Source organism: Kitasatospora sp. NPDC058046 (assembly GCF_042885595.1).
Lineage (GTDB): Bacteria > Actinomycetota > Actinomycetes > Streptomycetales > Streptomycetaceae > Kitasatospora.
Map to the genome: position 1 here is coordinate 204,200 of NZ_JBHVRS010000019.1, position 13,979 is coordinate 218,178.

The 13,979-nt window shown below is 76.0% G+C and carries 11 protein-coding genes and 1 tRNA gene; 4 read left to right on the top strand and 8 right to left on the bottom strand.

Translation table 11 applies throughout. The annotated features are described in order from the left end of the window. Position 1 precedes the first annotated feature (1 nt). The 7 genes from ACFVU7_RS32205 to ACFVU7_RS32235 all read right to left on the bottom strand — a co-directional run bounded on the left by ACFVU7_RS32205 (position 2) and on the right by ACFVU7_RS32235 (position 8,630). Positions 2-1,141, bottom strand: a complete 1,140-nt coding sequence (locus ACFVU7_RS32205) for a hypothetical protein (RefSeq protein ID WP_388048561.1) — start codon at positions 1,139-1,141, stop codon at positions 2-4. 425 nt (positions 1,142-1,566) lie between these two features. After that, positions 1,567-2,340: a hypothetical protein gene (locus ACFVU7_RS32210; protein WP_380739942.1), complete on the bottom strand. Its 774-nt coding sequence runs from the start codon at positions 2,338-2,340 to the stop codon at positions 1,567-1,569. A gap of 193 nt (positions 2,341-2,533) precedes the next feature. Then, positions 2,534-2,607, bottom strand: a tRNA-Met gene (locus tag ACFVU7_RS32215). Positions 2,608-2,705: 98 nt separating this feature from the next. Continuing rightward, complete coding sequence (locus ACFVU7_RS32220) at positions 2,706-4,064, bottom strand: PrsW family intramembrane metalloprotease (RefSeq protein WP_388048563.1); 1,359 nt, start codon at positions 4,062-4,064, stop codon at positions 2,706-2,708. 115 nt (positions 4,065-4,179) lie between these two features. Beyond that, positions 4,180-5,010, bottom strand: coding sequence for a tRNA (guanosine(46)-N7)-methyltransferase TrmB (gene trmB, locus ACFVU7_RS32225; RefSeq protein ID WP_388048565.1), 831 nt, complete (start codon positions 5,008-5,010; stop codon positions 4,180-4,182). A 123-nt stretch (positions 5,011-5,133) separates the two neighbouring features. Beyond that, entirely contained in the window at positions 5,134-6,711 is a 1,578-nt protein-coding gene (locus tag ACFVU7_RS32230; protein ID WP_388048567.1) for a TROVE domain-containing protein, read from the bottom strand. 491 nt (positions 6,712-7,202) lie between these two features. After that, entirely contained in the window at positions 7,203-8,630 is a 1,428-nt protein-coding gene (locus tag ACFVU7_RS32235; RefSeq protein WP_049658584.1) for a hypothetical protein, read from the bottom strand. An 832-nt stretch (positions 8,631-9,462) separates the two neighbouring features. On the opposite strand from ACFVU7_RS32235, the gene ACFVU7_RS32240 reads away from it, so the two are divergent. The 3 genes from ACFVU7_RS32240 to ACFVU7_RS32250 all read left to right on the top strand — a co-directional run bounded on the left by ACFVU7_RS32240 (position 9,463) and on the right by ACFVU7_RS32250 (position 13,083). Beyond that, entirely contained in the window at positions 9,463-11,631 is a 2,169-nt protein-coding gene (locus ACFVU7_RS32240) for an asparagine synthase-related protein (RefSeq protein WP_388048569.1), read from the top strand. 115 nt (positions 11,632-11,746) lie between these two features. Beyond that, positions 11,747-12,268: a universal stress protein gene (locus ACFVU7_RS32245; protein WP_074002090.1), complete on the top strand. Its 522-nt coding sequence runs from the start codon at positions 11,747-11,749 to the stop codon at positions 12,266-12,268. 110 nt (positions 12,269-12,378) lie between these two features. Then, positions 12,379-13,083, top strand: a complete 705-nt coding sequence (locus ACFVU7_RS32250; RefSeq protein ID WP_375876791.1) for a DsbA family oxidoreductase — start codon at positions 12,379-12,381, stop codon at positions 13,081-13,083. A 122-nt stretch (positions 13,084-13,205) separates the two neighbouring features. Here ACFVU7_RS32250 and ACFVU7_RS32255 read toward each other — a convergent pair whose 3' ends face one another. Then, positions 13,206-13,772, bottom strand: coding sequence for an NPCBM/NEW2 domain-containing protein (locus ACFVU7_RS32255; protein WP_049660457.1), 567 nt, complete (start codon positions 13,770-13,772; stop codon positions 13,206-13,208). Positions 13,773-13,779: 7 nt separating this feature from the next. Between ACFVU7_RS32255 and ACFVU7_RS32260 the strand changes: the two genes are divergently transcribed. Next, the coding region (locus ACFVU7_RS32260; protein WP_388048571.1) for a hypothetical protein at positions 13,780-13,979 on the top strand (200 nt) is incomplete at its 3' end.

The window sequence follows — 13,979 nt, forward strand, 5'->3', positions numbered from 1 at the left end:
GTCAGGAGGTCCCCGCGGCCGACGGCCCGCCCGGCCCGCCCGGCTGGGCCGGTACGGCCTGCGGGGCGGGCTGGGCCGGCCGCTCCGGCACGAGGGCCGTCCCCTGGAGCCGGGACAGGATCTTCTCCGCCAGCCAGCTGCGGTCCGACCCGTACGGGATGCCCCGCGGGTCCACCAGCTGCGTCGCCACCGCGTCCCGCAGCCGCTGCGCCCCGGCGGCGGGCAGCCAGGAGAGCAGCCCCCGGGCGGCCAGCAGGGCGTGGTACTGCTCGAAGTCCGAGCGCGGGTGCTCGATCGCGTCCAGCACGCTCGGCAGGTCCGCCAGCGCCGGGTCGCCCTGCATCAGTGCGAGCGCCTGGATCCGCCGGCCCTCGGAGCCGTCCGCGAAGAGGGCCCGCACCTGGTCGGCGGTCAGCGCCGAGCGCCGCGCGGTCGAGCGGACCTCCGCCACCACGCCCTCCGGCCCGGCCGGCGCACCGGAGGCGGGCGGCAGCTGCCCGGCCAGGGCGGCCTGGCGCTCCGCGCTGCCGCCCAGCAGCCCGAGCTGCTGCATCGCGCGGACCCGCAGGTCGTCCGCGCCGACCTTGTCGCCGTGCCGGTCGCGGTCCTGCCCGGCGAGGAAGAGGTCCAGCGCCTGGTCGGTCTCGGTCAGCACCTGCGGCAGCGCCAGCCTGGTCACCAGCCAGCCGGCCAGGAAGCCGAAGACCAGGAAGTACAGCACGAGCGCCGCCGCGAACGGCACCGCCTCCGGGCCGCCGCCGAGGGCGGGCGCCAGCGCCGTACCGAGGTCGTGCAGCCGCTCGCCGAGCGAGCCGAGCTGGGTCAGCCCGACGCCCAGCAGCACCTTGGTCAGCCAGTCCGAGACCTGCTCCAGATTGGTGTTCGGCGCGTACGAGCCCTGCGGCTCACCGGTGCCGCCACCGCGGACCCGGGGCACCCCGAACAGGAAGCCCAGCCCGCCGCCCAGCACCACCGAGGCCCCGACCACGACCAGTCCGCCGCCGAGCGCCTGCCAGGCGTGCTCCCGGCCGAGCGCGAACAGCAGCAGTCCGAGCAGCCCCGTCCCGGCCAGCACCCCGGTGGCGCACCACCGCGCCGTCCGCAGGGCCGCCCCGCCGTCCCGCCGCCGCGCCTTCGCCATCGCCTACCCCCTGTGCCCGCGCCGCTCCGCTCCGGAACCCGCGCAGACTCTAGCGCCGCGGCCCCGCCCCGGACACGCGACGGCCCTCCCCGGACACGCCACGGGGAGCCTCCGGCGCAGTGCCGGAAGCTCCCCGGGAACGCAGACGACCCGCGGGCTGCTCCTCTACGCCGGCCCGTGCACTGGCCAGGCGCCGAGGCACCGGGGATGTACCGGTGAGCCCGCGGGCCGGGTGACTGCTGTGGATTTCGCCTGCCGGAGGCCTGGGGCCTCACCCTGCGCAGGCAGGGGCGGCTCTAGCGAGCAGCCACCTCACGCATCCTGACGGTACTCAACTCAGGATCACCTCCCTTCAGTGTGCTGCCAGCCTAGGCAGCGCTCCGGCCGGAGGCAACGGATTATTTCGCGGTCCCCGCGTCCGCCGCTCAGGCGGTCTTGAGCTGGTCCTTGAACTTGGTGAAGTCGATCGTGCTGTCGGCCGACGGGACCTGGACGGTCAGCGGCTTGTCGAACTCGCTGAAGTCGATCTTGCCGTTGCCGTCCTTGGCGCCGGCGTGCTCGATCCGCACCGGGTAGGGCTTGCCCTCGGTCGCGATCTGGAGGGTCGTGACCTCGCCCTTGGAGTCGGTGCTCTTCAGACTGAAGGTCTTCACGCCGTTGACGTCGCCGGCGGAGCCCTTCTCGACCTTGTCGCCGCTGCTCTTGCTGTCGGTGATCTTCTTGCTGAAGTCGGCCAGGTTGCAGACCTTGGTGAGGGAGCCCATCGACGGGTCGCTCTCGAAGCCGGTCAGGTAGCGGCCCTTGAACAGCTCGGCGGCCTTGGCGCCGTTCGGGCCGCCCACGGCGGTCCAGAAGGCGGTGTCCGGCTTGACGTACGAGGTCTTGCCGTCGCTGATGATCTCGAACTTGCCCATGCCCGGCATCGCCATGGTGCCGGTGCACTGGCTCTTGTTGTCCATCGTCAGGTTCAGCTCCATCGCACCGTCGCCGGTGTCGACGGTGCCCGCCATCTTGAGGGAGGTCGCGGAGGCCAGGGCCTCCTTGGCCTGCTTCTCGATGTCCTGGGCGCTGAGCTTGCCGGTGTCGAGCTTCTGCGCGGAGCCCGCCTTCCCGTCGCTCGTGGCACTGCCGCACGCGGCGGTGCCGGCGGCCAGGACGAGGCATATCGCGGCGGTGCTGACCAGGCGCTTCGACAGCATGTGGTGATTCCTGTCCGGGGTGGCCCGTGCGGCCCCCCAATTGGATGAATTTTTCCTCAGTATGGTTCAGGTCCCTGACAGGTGATCGTCGGACGGGCCGCTGTTACAGCTTCGTGGCAGGACCGTGCCGCGCCCGTACCCGGACATGCGAAAGGCCCGGAGGAAGAATCCTCCGGGCCTTTCCGCTACTGAGTAGCGGGGACAGGATTTGAACCTGCGACCTCTGGGTTATGAGCCCAGCGAGCTACCGAGCTGCTCCACCCCGCGTCGGTAAACACAACAATACGTGGAAGTCGCCGAGATGGGAAATCGGTTCCCCGAGCACCTCTTGAAGGCACCGCTCGAGCTCCTTTGCAGGCACCTGTTCAGGGCACCCGGGCGGCCCGCCGCCGGGCGGGCGCCGCGTGCCGGCCCGTGCGGCACCTCGCCCAGGCCGCGAAGCAGACCAGCGCGGCGAAGCAGGGCACCATCAGCGCCCCGTACACCACCAGGAAGCCGTCCGTGCCGAGGTCGGCGGCGGCGTTCCAGGTGCCGTGCAGCGCCATCGCCAGCAGCAGCCCGGCCGGGACCGCCAGCCGGGCCAGCCAGCGGCGTGCGGTGGTGAGGGCGAGGGCCAGGCCGATCCCGGTGAGCGCGGTGAACAGCGGGTGGGCGAAGGGGGAGAGCAGGGCGCGCAGCACGAAGGTCTGCACGGTGCTGTCGAAATCGCGCAGGCTGGGCGGGTCGCCGAGGCCGATGCTGTCCAGCCGCTGGCGCTGGTCGCTGGTGAAGGCCCGGCCCAGGTAGAGGGCGTTCTCGGTGAACGCGAAGCCGCAGGCGGTCATCCCGCCGAGCACCACCCCGGCGGCCAGGGTGCGCGGCCGGGAGCGGCGGTGCGGCGCACCGGAGGGCGGGGCCGGGCGCAGGTAGGGCAGCGGCCGCAGGTACGGGCGCAGCCGCAGCCGGCCGCGGGCGTGCGGCCCGACCGGGTGGCGCGGGTACGGGCGGGGGCTCCGGGGCGCGGGCGACCGGCGCAGCAGCGGCGCGCAGGGGCGCCCGGTACGGCGGCCGTGGCAGCGCAGCCGCTGGCCGAGCGGGAGCAGGAGCACCAGCAGGGCGGTGGCCTTGGCGGTCTCCTCGATCACCGGGGTGGCGATCCCGGCGCCGAGCAGCTCCCCGAACGGGCCCCGGTACCGGGCCAGGTAGTTCGCCGTCCAGTTGTTGGCCAGGATGGCGACGGTGGTGGCCGCGCAGGCGCCCCAGCCGAGGCAGAACACGGTGTGCCGCAGCGGCACCCGGGCGGTGAGGTTGAGCCAGGCCAGGCCGCCGAGCACGAACGGCAGCGGCACCATCGCCAGGCCCAGGCCGACCAGCAGGCCGACGGTGCCGGTCTGCCGCTGGACGAGGTGCAGGATCAGCACCCCGCAGCCGATCAGGGTCAGCACGGCGGTCGCGGTGACCGAGGAGAGCGCCACCGAGCGGCTGCGGCCCGGCGGGGCTCCGGGGGTGGCGGGGGCTCCGGGGGCGGCGGGCGTCCGGGTCGCGGCGGGGGTGACGGCCGGGGGCCGGGCCGCTACCGGGACGGCGGCGGTGCCAGGAGCGGGCAGCGGGCGGTGGGCCCGGTGCCTCCGGGGCCCCGGGATGGTCCGGGTGTCGCCGGTGCGCGGGACCGTCTCCGGTGCGCCGGCGGCGGCGACCGTCGTCCGACCGTTCGCCCGGAACCCGCCGCCGGACGGGCTGCCCATGCGGCACAGGGTAGGCCACGGCGGCGGCCCGCCGGGAGGACTCGGGACGAACCGTCCGTCCCGGTCCCGCCCGTACGGCCGCCGCGCGGTGGCCCGTTCGAACCGGGCCGGTGGGTCAGCGGCGGCGGAACAGCAGGTCGTGGACGGCGTGGCCCTTGGCGATCCCGGCCCGTTCGAACTTGGTGACCGGACGCCAGTCCGGCCGCGGGGCGTAGCCGGGGACGCTGCCGTCCGGGTGGTCCGCGGGCTCCAGCCAGCCGGTCCCGTCGCCCTCGGGGTGCAGGTTCTCCAGCTCCGGCGAGGCGGACAGCACGGCCAGCATCTGCTCCGCGTACGGCTCCCAGTCGGTGGCGCAGTGCACCAGGGCGCCGGGGGCGAGCCGGGGCAGCACCAGGTCGAGGAAGGAGGGCTGGACCAGCCGGCGCTTGTGGTGCTTCGGCTTGGGCCACGGGTCGGCGAAGTAGACCCGCAGACCGGCCAGCGAGGCGTCCTGGAGCATGTCGCGCAGCAGGATCACCGCGTCCCCGGCGGCCGTCCGGACGTTGCGGGAGCCGTCGCGCTCCAGCATGCCCAGCAGGTTGCCGTGGCCGGGGGTGTGCACGTCGGCGGCGAGGATGCCGGTGGCCGGGTCGGCGGCGGCCATCGCGGCGGTGGTCTCGCCCATGCCGAAGCCGATCTCCAGGGTCACCGGCAGGCCGCCGAACAGCTCCGGCAGGTCCAGCGGGGTGCCGTCGATGGGGATGCCGTACGTCTCCCAGCTCCGGTCCAGGGCGCTCGCCTGGGCGTTGGTCATCCGGCCCCGGCGCGGCTGGAAGCTGCGGATGCGACGCTCGCGGTGCTGGGCCTCGGTGGCCTTGTGCGGGTACATCGGCGCGGGGTAGGCGGCCGGCGCGGCGGACAGCCGGGCGGACGGCGAGGGCTGGGGGATCGGGGCGGTGGCAGTCACAATCAACCGAGTCTACGGGGCTGCCGGGGCGCCCCGGCCGGGCCTGTGACCGGGCTCATCCGGGCCCGTCCGCCCGCCCTCCGTCCGGTGCGCCGACCCGCCCCCGAAGCCTCCGCCGCCCCGCTACTCCTCCCAGGGCCAGCGGGCGTTCGCCCCGGCTTCCAGGAGGGGGACCAGCCGGAAGGCCGCGTCGCTCAGGCCGCCGAAGGTGTGCCGGTGGGCGCCGCCGCTGGGACCGTGGCCCGGGGCGTAGCCGGCCAGGTTCCAGGTGTAGACGGGCACGTGGGCCGGGACGGCGGCGAGCGGGTCACCGCCCCGGTGGCCCGGGCCGGTCTGCTCGTCGGTGACGATCACCACCCGGTCGTGGCCCCGGTAGCGGGCCCGGACCGCGTCGGCGGTGTTGGTGCCGCCGAGGCTGGAGAACCGTTCCAGCACCCGCAGCACCGCCTCGCCCCGGCCGACCTCGACGACCCGGCTGGTGGTGCCGAACTCGACCAGGTCCGCCTCGGCGGCCCGGAGCTTCAGCGTGGTGCCGAAGATCGCCGCGGAGTCCGCCCGGTTGAGCTCGGTCGGCCCGCCGGAACGGTCGAACATCGAACCGGAGCGGTCCACCAGGATCAGCGTCCGGCCGGGCAGTTCCGGCACGTTGGCCAGCGAGTGGCCGAGCGCGGTCTCCAGCGCGTGCCCCCAGCGCAGCGAGGGGACGTTGCGGTACGCGGCCAGGTAGCGGAACGGGAACTGGCGCGAGCGCCGTACCTCGTCCTGGTCGGAGATCCGCCGGGCGACCTCGGCCGCGACGGCGTCCGGGACCCCGGCCCGGTCGAAGTTGCGCAGGTTCCGCACCAGCGCCATCGGACCCATGGACGGGATGACCGCCTCCCAGACCGCCGCGTCCAGCGGGCCCTGCAGCCAGCCCGCCAGGGCCTCCCAGGTCAGCCCGGCGGCGGCCAGCCGTTCCGCGCCGCCCTCGGCGGTCACCGCCGCCCGGCGCTCCTCGACGGGCAGCGCGAGCAGTTCGCGGTTGGCGGTCAGCACCCGGTCGGCGGCTGGCGGGACGGCCTCCTCCGGCCGGTGCCGGCGGTCCAGCGCGTGGGTGAACAGCGCGCCCTGCCAGTGCTTCCGCGGGTCCGGCGAGGGGTGGGTCAGCTCGATCACGTCGCCGAAGCGGTAGCCCTTGCCGGCGGTGTCGTACTTGAGCAGCGAGCGGGCGTCGTAGAGGTGCCGGACGGCGTCCGCGACACCGCGCTTGAGCGGCTTGGGCAGCGCCCGGCCGTAGCGCGAGGTCCAGTAGGCGAGCAGCTCGCCGGGCTCGTCGGCGCGCCGCAGCACCGCCGCGACGGCCTGCCGGGAGTGGCCGTGGGCGCCCGCGTCCAGCCGGGCGCGGGTGAACTCGGCGGCGCCGACCAGGGCGGCGGTGCGCAGCTGGGCGGCGTGGCGCAGCCAGCGCAGCAGTCCGAGGGTCCACTCCGGGTCGGCGACGGCGAGTTCGCGCACCAGCGCGGTGTAGCGGTCGTCGCGCTCGCCGCCGCGCTCGTGGAAGGTGTCCTGGCCGACCATGTTGGCCACCGCGAGCAGGAAGAGCTCGGACTTGCGGTCCCGGACGAAGCCGGGGCCGCCGTTGTGGTTGACGGTGCGCGCGCCGGTGGTGGTCACCGGCGAACTCGGACCGGACTTGGCCCCGCGGACGTTGAACCTGGACATGCGGCAGCCCCCCTCGGCGTGCTGGTGTCGGTGGGAGGGAGGCGTGCTGCGGCAGCGGTGCCCGGGTCCCGTCACGGCTGACGGGACCCGGGCACCACAAGGAGCCGCCTCCCGAGATCAAAGGTGGCGGCGGTGTTTCGCGGGCTCGAACCGCAGCGCCCAGGGGGCGCCTCACCAAGAAGTAACCGCTGCCGTCGCACCGGGAGGTGCGGACGAACTGTTCACGTGTGGGTGTCCAGAGATCGAGGACGGCTGAGGTGACATAGCTGCTCTACCGACTGAGCTACACCGGCCCGAAGCCGGTGACGGGACTCGAACCCGCGACACGCCCATTAAGAGTGGAAGTAACCTCTGCCTGCGCACCTGGACGGGAGAAACCCTAGCCAGGCCCCTCCCGCCGGCGCACCTCAATTACCGCCGGGCCCTCTCGCCGTTCCGGTCGCCGTTCCGGTCGCCGTTCCGATGACCAGCCTGAGTCGCCGCTCCGGCGCTCACGCCGGGGCGACGATCACCGCGCGCGCCCGCTCGGTCAACTCCCGTACCCGGCGTTCACCCTGGAAGGGCTCCAGCCGCCGGAGCATCTCCACCACGTACTCCCGGCTGCGCTGCGAGGAGATCCGGCCGGCCACCTCGACGGCGCGTTCGCCGGCGGCGACCGCGGCGTCCAGGTTGCCCGCCTCCGCCTCGGCCATCGCCGAGACCACCAGCCGCAGGCCGTGCGAGCGGACGAAGCCCTCGGTGGGCGTGGCCAGCGCCTCGCGGGTGAACTGCCGGACCTTGGAGGGCACTCCGAGGTCGCGGAAGCACTCGGCGGCGTCGGCGGCGAGCCGGTCGTAGGCGTAGAAGTCGATCCACGCCGGATCGGGATCCCCGGCGCGCGCCCGTTCGAGCGCGCTCTCCGCGGCGCCGAGCGCCGTCGCGCACGCCGCCGCGTTGCGGGCCTTGGCCTGGGCCCGGGCCTCCACCAGGTGGAAGAAGCTCATGGTGCGGGCGGTGGCCAGGCCCCGGTTGCGCTCCAGCGCGGCCTGGGCGAGGTCGACCGCCTCCTCGGCGAAGCCCCGGTAGCCGGCCTGGAGGCTCATCGAGGCCAGCACGTAGCCGCCGAGCGGCACGTCGGCGGCGGCCCGGGCCAGCCGCAGCGCCTGGATGTAGTAGCGCTGGGCGGCCTCGTGCTGCCCGGTGTCGAAGGCCATCCAGCCGGCCAGCCTGGTCAGTTCGGCCGTCGCGCCGAACAGCGCCCGGCCGACCGCGTCGCTGTACGAGGCGAGCAGCAGCGGTGCCGCCTCCACCCGCAGGCACTCCGGCACCATCGACGAACGCCAGTCCCCGCCACCGTACTTGGAGTCCCAGCGGCGGGCCTCCTGGGCGGCCTCGCGGAGCTTGGCGGCGTCCGAGTGGCCGACCCGGTAGGAGGAGGTGTCGGTGGGGGAGCGCGGCACCTCGCGGGCCACCGAGCCGTCCGCCGGGGTGATCAGCCAGCGGGAGACCGGGGTCGCGTAGGCGGCCACCGAGAAGGTGCCGGCCAGGCTGTCGCTCCAGCGGCCGCCGCCGGGGCCCCGGCGCAGGTCGAGGTCGACCCGCCACAGGTCGGTCGCGGAGCGGACCGCGTCGGCGACCTCGCGCGGGAAGGCCAGGCCGAGTTCGGGCGCCGGGTCGGTGTCGCCCAGGCCGATCTCCTCCAGCGGGACGGGCCGGCCGAGCTTGCCGCCGATGGCGGTGGCGATCAGGTGCGGGACGGGCCCCTGCGGCACCATGCCCTTGCTGACCCAGCGGGCCACCGAGGTCTTGTCGTACCGCAGGGTCAACCCGCGCTGGGCGCCGAGGTCGTTGACCCGGCGGGCCAGTCCGGCGTTGCTGATCTGGGCGAGGGTCAGGAGCGTGCCGAGCCGTTCGTTCGGTCCACGTGGGCTGACGGTCATGGTGGCGGCGGCACCTCCTGCGGCCTTGTGCGCGGGGCCCGGGCGGCACCGGGCCGTAGCTGCTGTACCTAGCGTAGTCGGACGCGTTCCGACGGTTAAGAGGTCGCATTCCGGATGGCGGGATCGCGCACTCGGCGGTGCCGCACCGGAGTTGGTCCGGACCACTCGGATCCGGCCGACCGCGCGGCGCTCCGGAGCGTCGTGCTCCGGTCCCGTGTACACGTGCGCCCGGCCGTGCCCCCTGGCCCGACCGGCAGGTCGGCGATTCGCTGGTGGTCGTGGGTCGGCCTGCCGTCGAGGACCCGGCGGGCCGGGGGACGCCGCCGCCTCAATCCCCGCGGGCGGCGGTGGAGTCCGGGAGGGCGTGCGGATGCCCTCCCGGGCCGGGCGACGCCTTTCGGCCATCTCGCGATGCCCATGCCAAAGGCGTTCGTCGGCGGTCCGGGCCGGGGAGGGGGAGGCCCGGCCCGTCCGCCCCCCGGGAGCGCCCGGGCGATCGAACTCCCCTCCGAAGCACGGAACTTGCCCACCCGGGGTGATCGGGCGCCGCCCGGGCCCCGGCGGAACCCCGGGCCCTTGAACGCACCCCCGAGCGCACCCGGGCCGGGCCGCCCCGCCGCCGCGGCCGTCGAACGGGCGGTCCGAACGGAAGCGGAACCCGAAACACCGACCACGGCGACCGCCCGCGGTGGCACGATGTCCACTGACGGCGCGTCGAGCTGCGGGGGCACGCCGGGACGCGCACGGGCCGCCACGGCACACCACCCGGCCGCCCGGCGGGCGGCGAACGAACGCACCGCACGGATGCAGGTCCTCGTCCGGTGGAGGCGCGATGCGGTGGCTGACGGGCTGGTGCACGGGCGCGTCGAGCGCGGGCACCCCGGCGTACGAGGCGCTGGCCAGGGTCGAGCCGATCGCCGCGCGCCCGCTCTGGGCCGGACCGGACCCGCTCTGGGCCGTGGGCGACTGGCGCCCCGGGGAGATCCGCCTGGTCACCCTCCGCCCCGGCGCCCCCGCCGTGGTCAGCACCGGCCCCACCGCCCCCGACCAGGTCGAGGACACCCCCGCCACCTCCCGGCTCGCCGTCCTCGGCCACTGCGGCGCCACCGACGCCGAACTCGCCGCCGGCCTCGCCGCCGCCCGCGGCGGCGCCGTCCGCCACCTGACCGCCTGGCCCGGCAGCTACACCGTCGTGCTGCGCTCCGGCACCCGGTCCACCCTGCTGCTCACCGACCTCGCCGGCGCCCAGCCGGTCTTCCACACCCCGTGGGCCGGCGGCACCGCCTACGCCACCGCCGCCCTGCCGCTCGCCGACCTGGTCGGCGCCCCGCTGGACACCGGCCACCTCGCCGCCCGGCTCGCCTGCCCCGAGTCCCCCGAGGCGCTCGGCACCGGCACCCCGTACGAAGGCGTCCAGGGGGTGCCGCCCGGGCACGTGCTCGGCATCCGCGGCGGCCGCCCGTACCTGTCCGGCTACGACGACCCGGCCGGCGCCGAGCAGCCGCGCGACGAGGCGCCCGCCGTCCGCGAACTCACCCGCGCCCTGCTGGAGTCCGTCCGCTCCCGGGTCCGCACCACCTCGCCCGCCCCCGTCCCCGACCCGGCCGACCCGGCCGACCCGGCCGACCCGGTCGGGCGGGCCCGGCTGGGCGTCGACCTGTCGTACGGGACGGCCTCCGCGACCGTCGCCCTGCTCGCCGCCGCCGTCCCGCTGCCGTCGGCGACCGCGTCCACCGCGGTGGTCCGGGCGGCCGCCGCCGGGGCCAGGAGCGGTGCGGTCAAGGGCTCCTGGGCCCGCGCCGCCGCCCAGGAACCCGCCGCCCCCGAGCAGTTGGCCGCCGTCACGCTCGGCGAGACCGGGCCCCCGGCCGGCCTCGCGCTCGCCCCCAACACCCCGCGGCTGCGGCACACCGTGCTCGACCCCGGCCCGGACACCCTCCCGTACGCCGGGCCGGGCGCCGACCCGCGGTCCGGCCGGCTCACCGACGAGCCCGGGCCCGAACTCGTCGCCGCCGCCCGGGCCGAGGCCCGCTTCGACGCCGGCGGCACCGACCACCTCACCGGCTACGGCGCCCGGCAGGTGCTGGACGGGCACCCGGCCCGGCTCGCCGACCTCCTCCGGGCCGGCCGGCCGCGCGAACTGCTCTCCCCGGTGGTCGCGTTGGCCGGCGCCGACCGGGCGGCCGCGGGCGTCCTCACCGGCACGCTGCGCACCCCGCTCACCGTGGTCCGGGCCGCCCACCGGCTCTCCCGGGTCCGCTACGCCGAGGCGCTGGACGAGGCGGCCGCCAGGCTGACCGCCCGCCACGTCCCGGACGGCGCCGGTACGGCCGGGGCCCGCTCGGCCGCCGACCTCGCCTGGTGCGTGCCCGGTCCGGCCGCCCGCTGGCTGTCCGACGAGGCGCTCTCCGCGGTCGCGCTGCGGCTCCGCCTGGCGGCGCGCAGACCGGCGCCCGGGGAACACCCTGGCGCGCACCGGGCCCGGCACGCCCTCTACCGGCAGGCGCGCGGGTTCCGCACGCTCGTGCACGCCGCCGAACAGCCCGGCCAGCGGCTGCACGCGCCCTTCCTCGACAACCAGGTGGTGCGCGCCGCCCGGCTGCTGCCCGACGACGTCCGCCTCCAGCCCGGCGCCCGGCACGCCCTCCTGCACGCCGTCCTCACCGGCGCCGGCCGCACCGACCTGCCCCCCGACTGGGGCCGCGTCCCCCGCCCCGACCGCGCCGCCCCCGCCCGCACCGGCCTGCGCCTCGCCGCCGACGGCCTCGCCGAACTCTTCGACGCCCCGCTGCTCGCCGACGCCGGCCTCATCGACCTCCCCGCCGTCCGGGCCGGCCTCGCCCAGTCCGCCGACCCCGCCACCCCCCTCTCCCCCGCCGCCCTCGCCGGCCTCGCCGACCTCGTCTCCACCGAACTCTGGCTCCGCCGCATCCGCGCCCGCCGCCACGGCGCCTGCTGGACCGGCCTCCCCACCCCCCGCCAACCCGCCCTCACCTCCTGAACCCCCGCCGGCGCCCGGGCCCGCCCCTCCCCGCCCTGCGGCGCGGTTGCCGGGTCCCGATCGGCGGGGCGGTGATGATGGCGGGGGTGTGGATCCGGGGTGAGGAGGACGTGCGGTGGCCGGTGGGAGCGCGGGGCGGGAGGTCCCGGTCGTGCTGTCGGTGCTCGGGCGTCCGCCGGCGGGGCGGCCGCCCGGGGTGCTGGCGGCGTGCGACGGGTCGGACGGGTCGCTGTGGGCGCTGGACCGGGCGATGACGGAGGCCGAGCTGTTCGGGCTGCCGCTGTACGTGCTCGCCGTGGTCAACCCGGCGCCGGCCGGTTACCCCCCGGGGATGGCGGAGCTGGTGCAGGAGAGCGTGGAGACGCTGGTCGAGAGCATGGCGGACGGGCTGCGCCGCTCGGTGGCCGCCGTGCAGCGCCGGCGTCCCGTGCCGTACGCGGGGGAGCTGTCGCTGCACGTGGTGCTGGGCAATGTGATCGAGGTGCTGCTGGAGGCGGCGACCCGGCAGCACACGCTGGTGATCGGCACCCGGGGCAACGGCGGCTTCGCCCGGTTGCTGATGGGTTCGGTGAGTTCGGCGGTCGTGCACCACGCGGCCTGCCCGGTGCTGGTGGTTCCGGCGCCGCCCGCAGCCTGACCTGGAGCGGAGCGGGAAAGACGCCCGCGGGGTGCCGGGAATGTACCGAGATGGTTCATCGTTCATCCATCTTGTCCCCATCCCACAAGACGCCCCCTGGAGCCCCCCGCATGAAGGTCGAGATCTGGAGCGACATCGCCTGCCCCTGGTGCTACATCGGCAAGCGCCGTTTCGAGCAGGCCCTGGCGGACTTCCCGGGCAAGGAGCAGGTCGAGGTCGTCTACCGTCCGTACCAGCTGGTCCCGGACGCCCCCGCCACGGCGAGCCCGCACCGCGCCTGGCTGGCCGAGCGCTACGGCCCGCAGTCGGTGGCGATGGACGCGCGGGTGGCCGAGCTGGGCCTTGCCGAGGGCATCGCGTACGACTTCGACGCCGCGCTGCACGCCAACACCTTCCTGGGCCACCGCCTGCTGCACCTCGCGGAGTCCGAGTACGGCCCGGCCGTCCAGGGGCGGCTGAAGGAGGCGCTGCTGAAGGCGCACTTCACCGACGGCGTCGACGTCGGCGACCGTGCCGCGCTGACCGACGTCGCCGTGGCGTCCGGCCTGGACCGGGACCGGGTGACCGCCTACCTGGCGGGCGACGAGGGCACCGCCGAGGTCAACGCCCAGCTGGCCGAGGGGCGGGAGCTGGGCATCAACGCCGTGCCGACCTTCGTCTTCGAGGGCAAGTGGGCCGTCCAGGGCGGCCAGGACGCCGCGACCTTCGGCAAGGTGCTGGAGCAGGTCGCCGCCGAGATCGGCGAGCGCCGCCCCGCCCCGGTGCAGGTCGCCCCGGCCGGGGAGGCCTGCGCGGACGGCTCCTGCGCCATCTGACGGCCGACCGGGCCCAGGCCGCCCACCCCGGCGGCCCACCCGGGCACGGCACCGCGGACCCGAGGCCCGCTCCAGCACCCCTGGAGCGGGCCTCCGTCATGCCCGCCCGGAGCGCGCCCGGGTCACGAGCAGCGGAAGCGGGCCTCGGCCCAGTCCGCGACGTTCAGCGCCGACCAGATCCCGCTCACCGGCGTGACCGACAGCTTGATCGCCTTCTGCCCGGCCAGCGACACGTGCACCGGCACCGCGTCGTCGCCGACGGCCAGCGCGCGGGAGCGCCACAGGACGGTGCCGTCGGTGCCCTGGACGGTGAAGACGACCCCGCCCGGCGAGATCGTGGCGTCGTCCACCCCGGCCAGCGCGTCGAAGGACGTGCACGTGCGGTTGAGGTCGATCACGGTGGCCGCCGGGGCGTGCACGGTGATCACGTGCGGGTGGTAGTCGCCGCCGATCCAGCCGCCGTCCCGCTGCCAGAACTTGTCGCTGTCCTTCTGCCGGATGCTCGGCTCGGGCGGCGGCACCCGGTTGTTGCCGGGCTTGAGCACGGGCAGCGAGTTGCCCCAGAAGTCGCTGAGCACGGGCGGCGTCGGCGTGGGGACGGTCGGGGTCGGCACCGGCGGCAGGGTGGGTGTCGGGACGACCGGCACGTCGGGGGTGGGCAGCGGCGGCAGGCTCGGTACGGGCACCACGGGGGGAGTGAAGGCCGGCGTCGGCGTCTTCGGGCTGCCGGACGTGGGCGTGCCGGACTCCGGCGCCCGGGTGGTGGCGGGAGGCGGGGCGGGCGTGGACGCGGCGGCCGGCTTGGTGTCGGCGCTCGACGCGGGCGCCTCCGGGGCCGGAGCGGCGGCGCCGGGCGCCGGGGCCGCGGCGGGTGCCGCTGGGGCGGCGGACGCGGC

Coding starts and splice junctions, on each gene's coding strand:
- ACFVU7_RS32250 (WP_375876791.1), top strand. CDS start 12,379: ATGAAGGTCGAGATCTGGAGCGACATCGCCTGCCCCTGGTGCTACATC.
- ACFVU7_RS32220 (WP_388048563.1), bottom strand. CDS start 4,064: ATGGGCAGCCCGTCCGGCGGCGGGTTCCGGGCGAACGGTCGGACGACG.
- ACFVU7_RS32235 (WP_049658584.1), bottom strand. CDS start 8,630: ATGACCGTCAGCCCACGTGGACCGAACGAACGGCTCGGCACGCTCCTG.
- ACFVU7_RS32210 (WP_380739942.1), bottom strand. CDS start 2,340: ATGCTGTCGAAGCGCCTGGTCAGCACCGCCGCGATATGCCTCGTCCTG.
- ACFVU7_RS32240 (WP_388048569.1), top strand. CDS start 9,463: ATGCGGTGGCTGACGGGCTGGTGCACGGGCGCGTCGAGCGCGGGCACC.
- ACFVU7_RS32230 (WP_388048567.1), bottom strand. CDS start 6,711: ATGTCCAGGTTCAACGTCCGCGGGGCCAAGTCCGGTCCGAGTTCGCCG.
- ACFVU7_RS32205 (WP_388048561.1), bottom strand. CDS start 1,141: ATGGCGAAGGCGCGGCGGCGGGACGGCGGGGCGGCCCTGCGGACGGCG.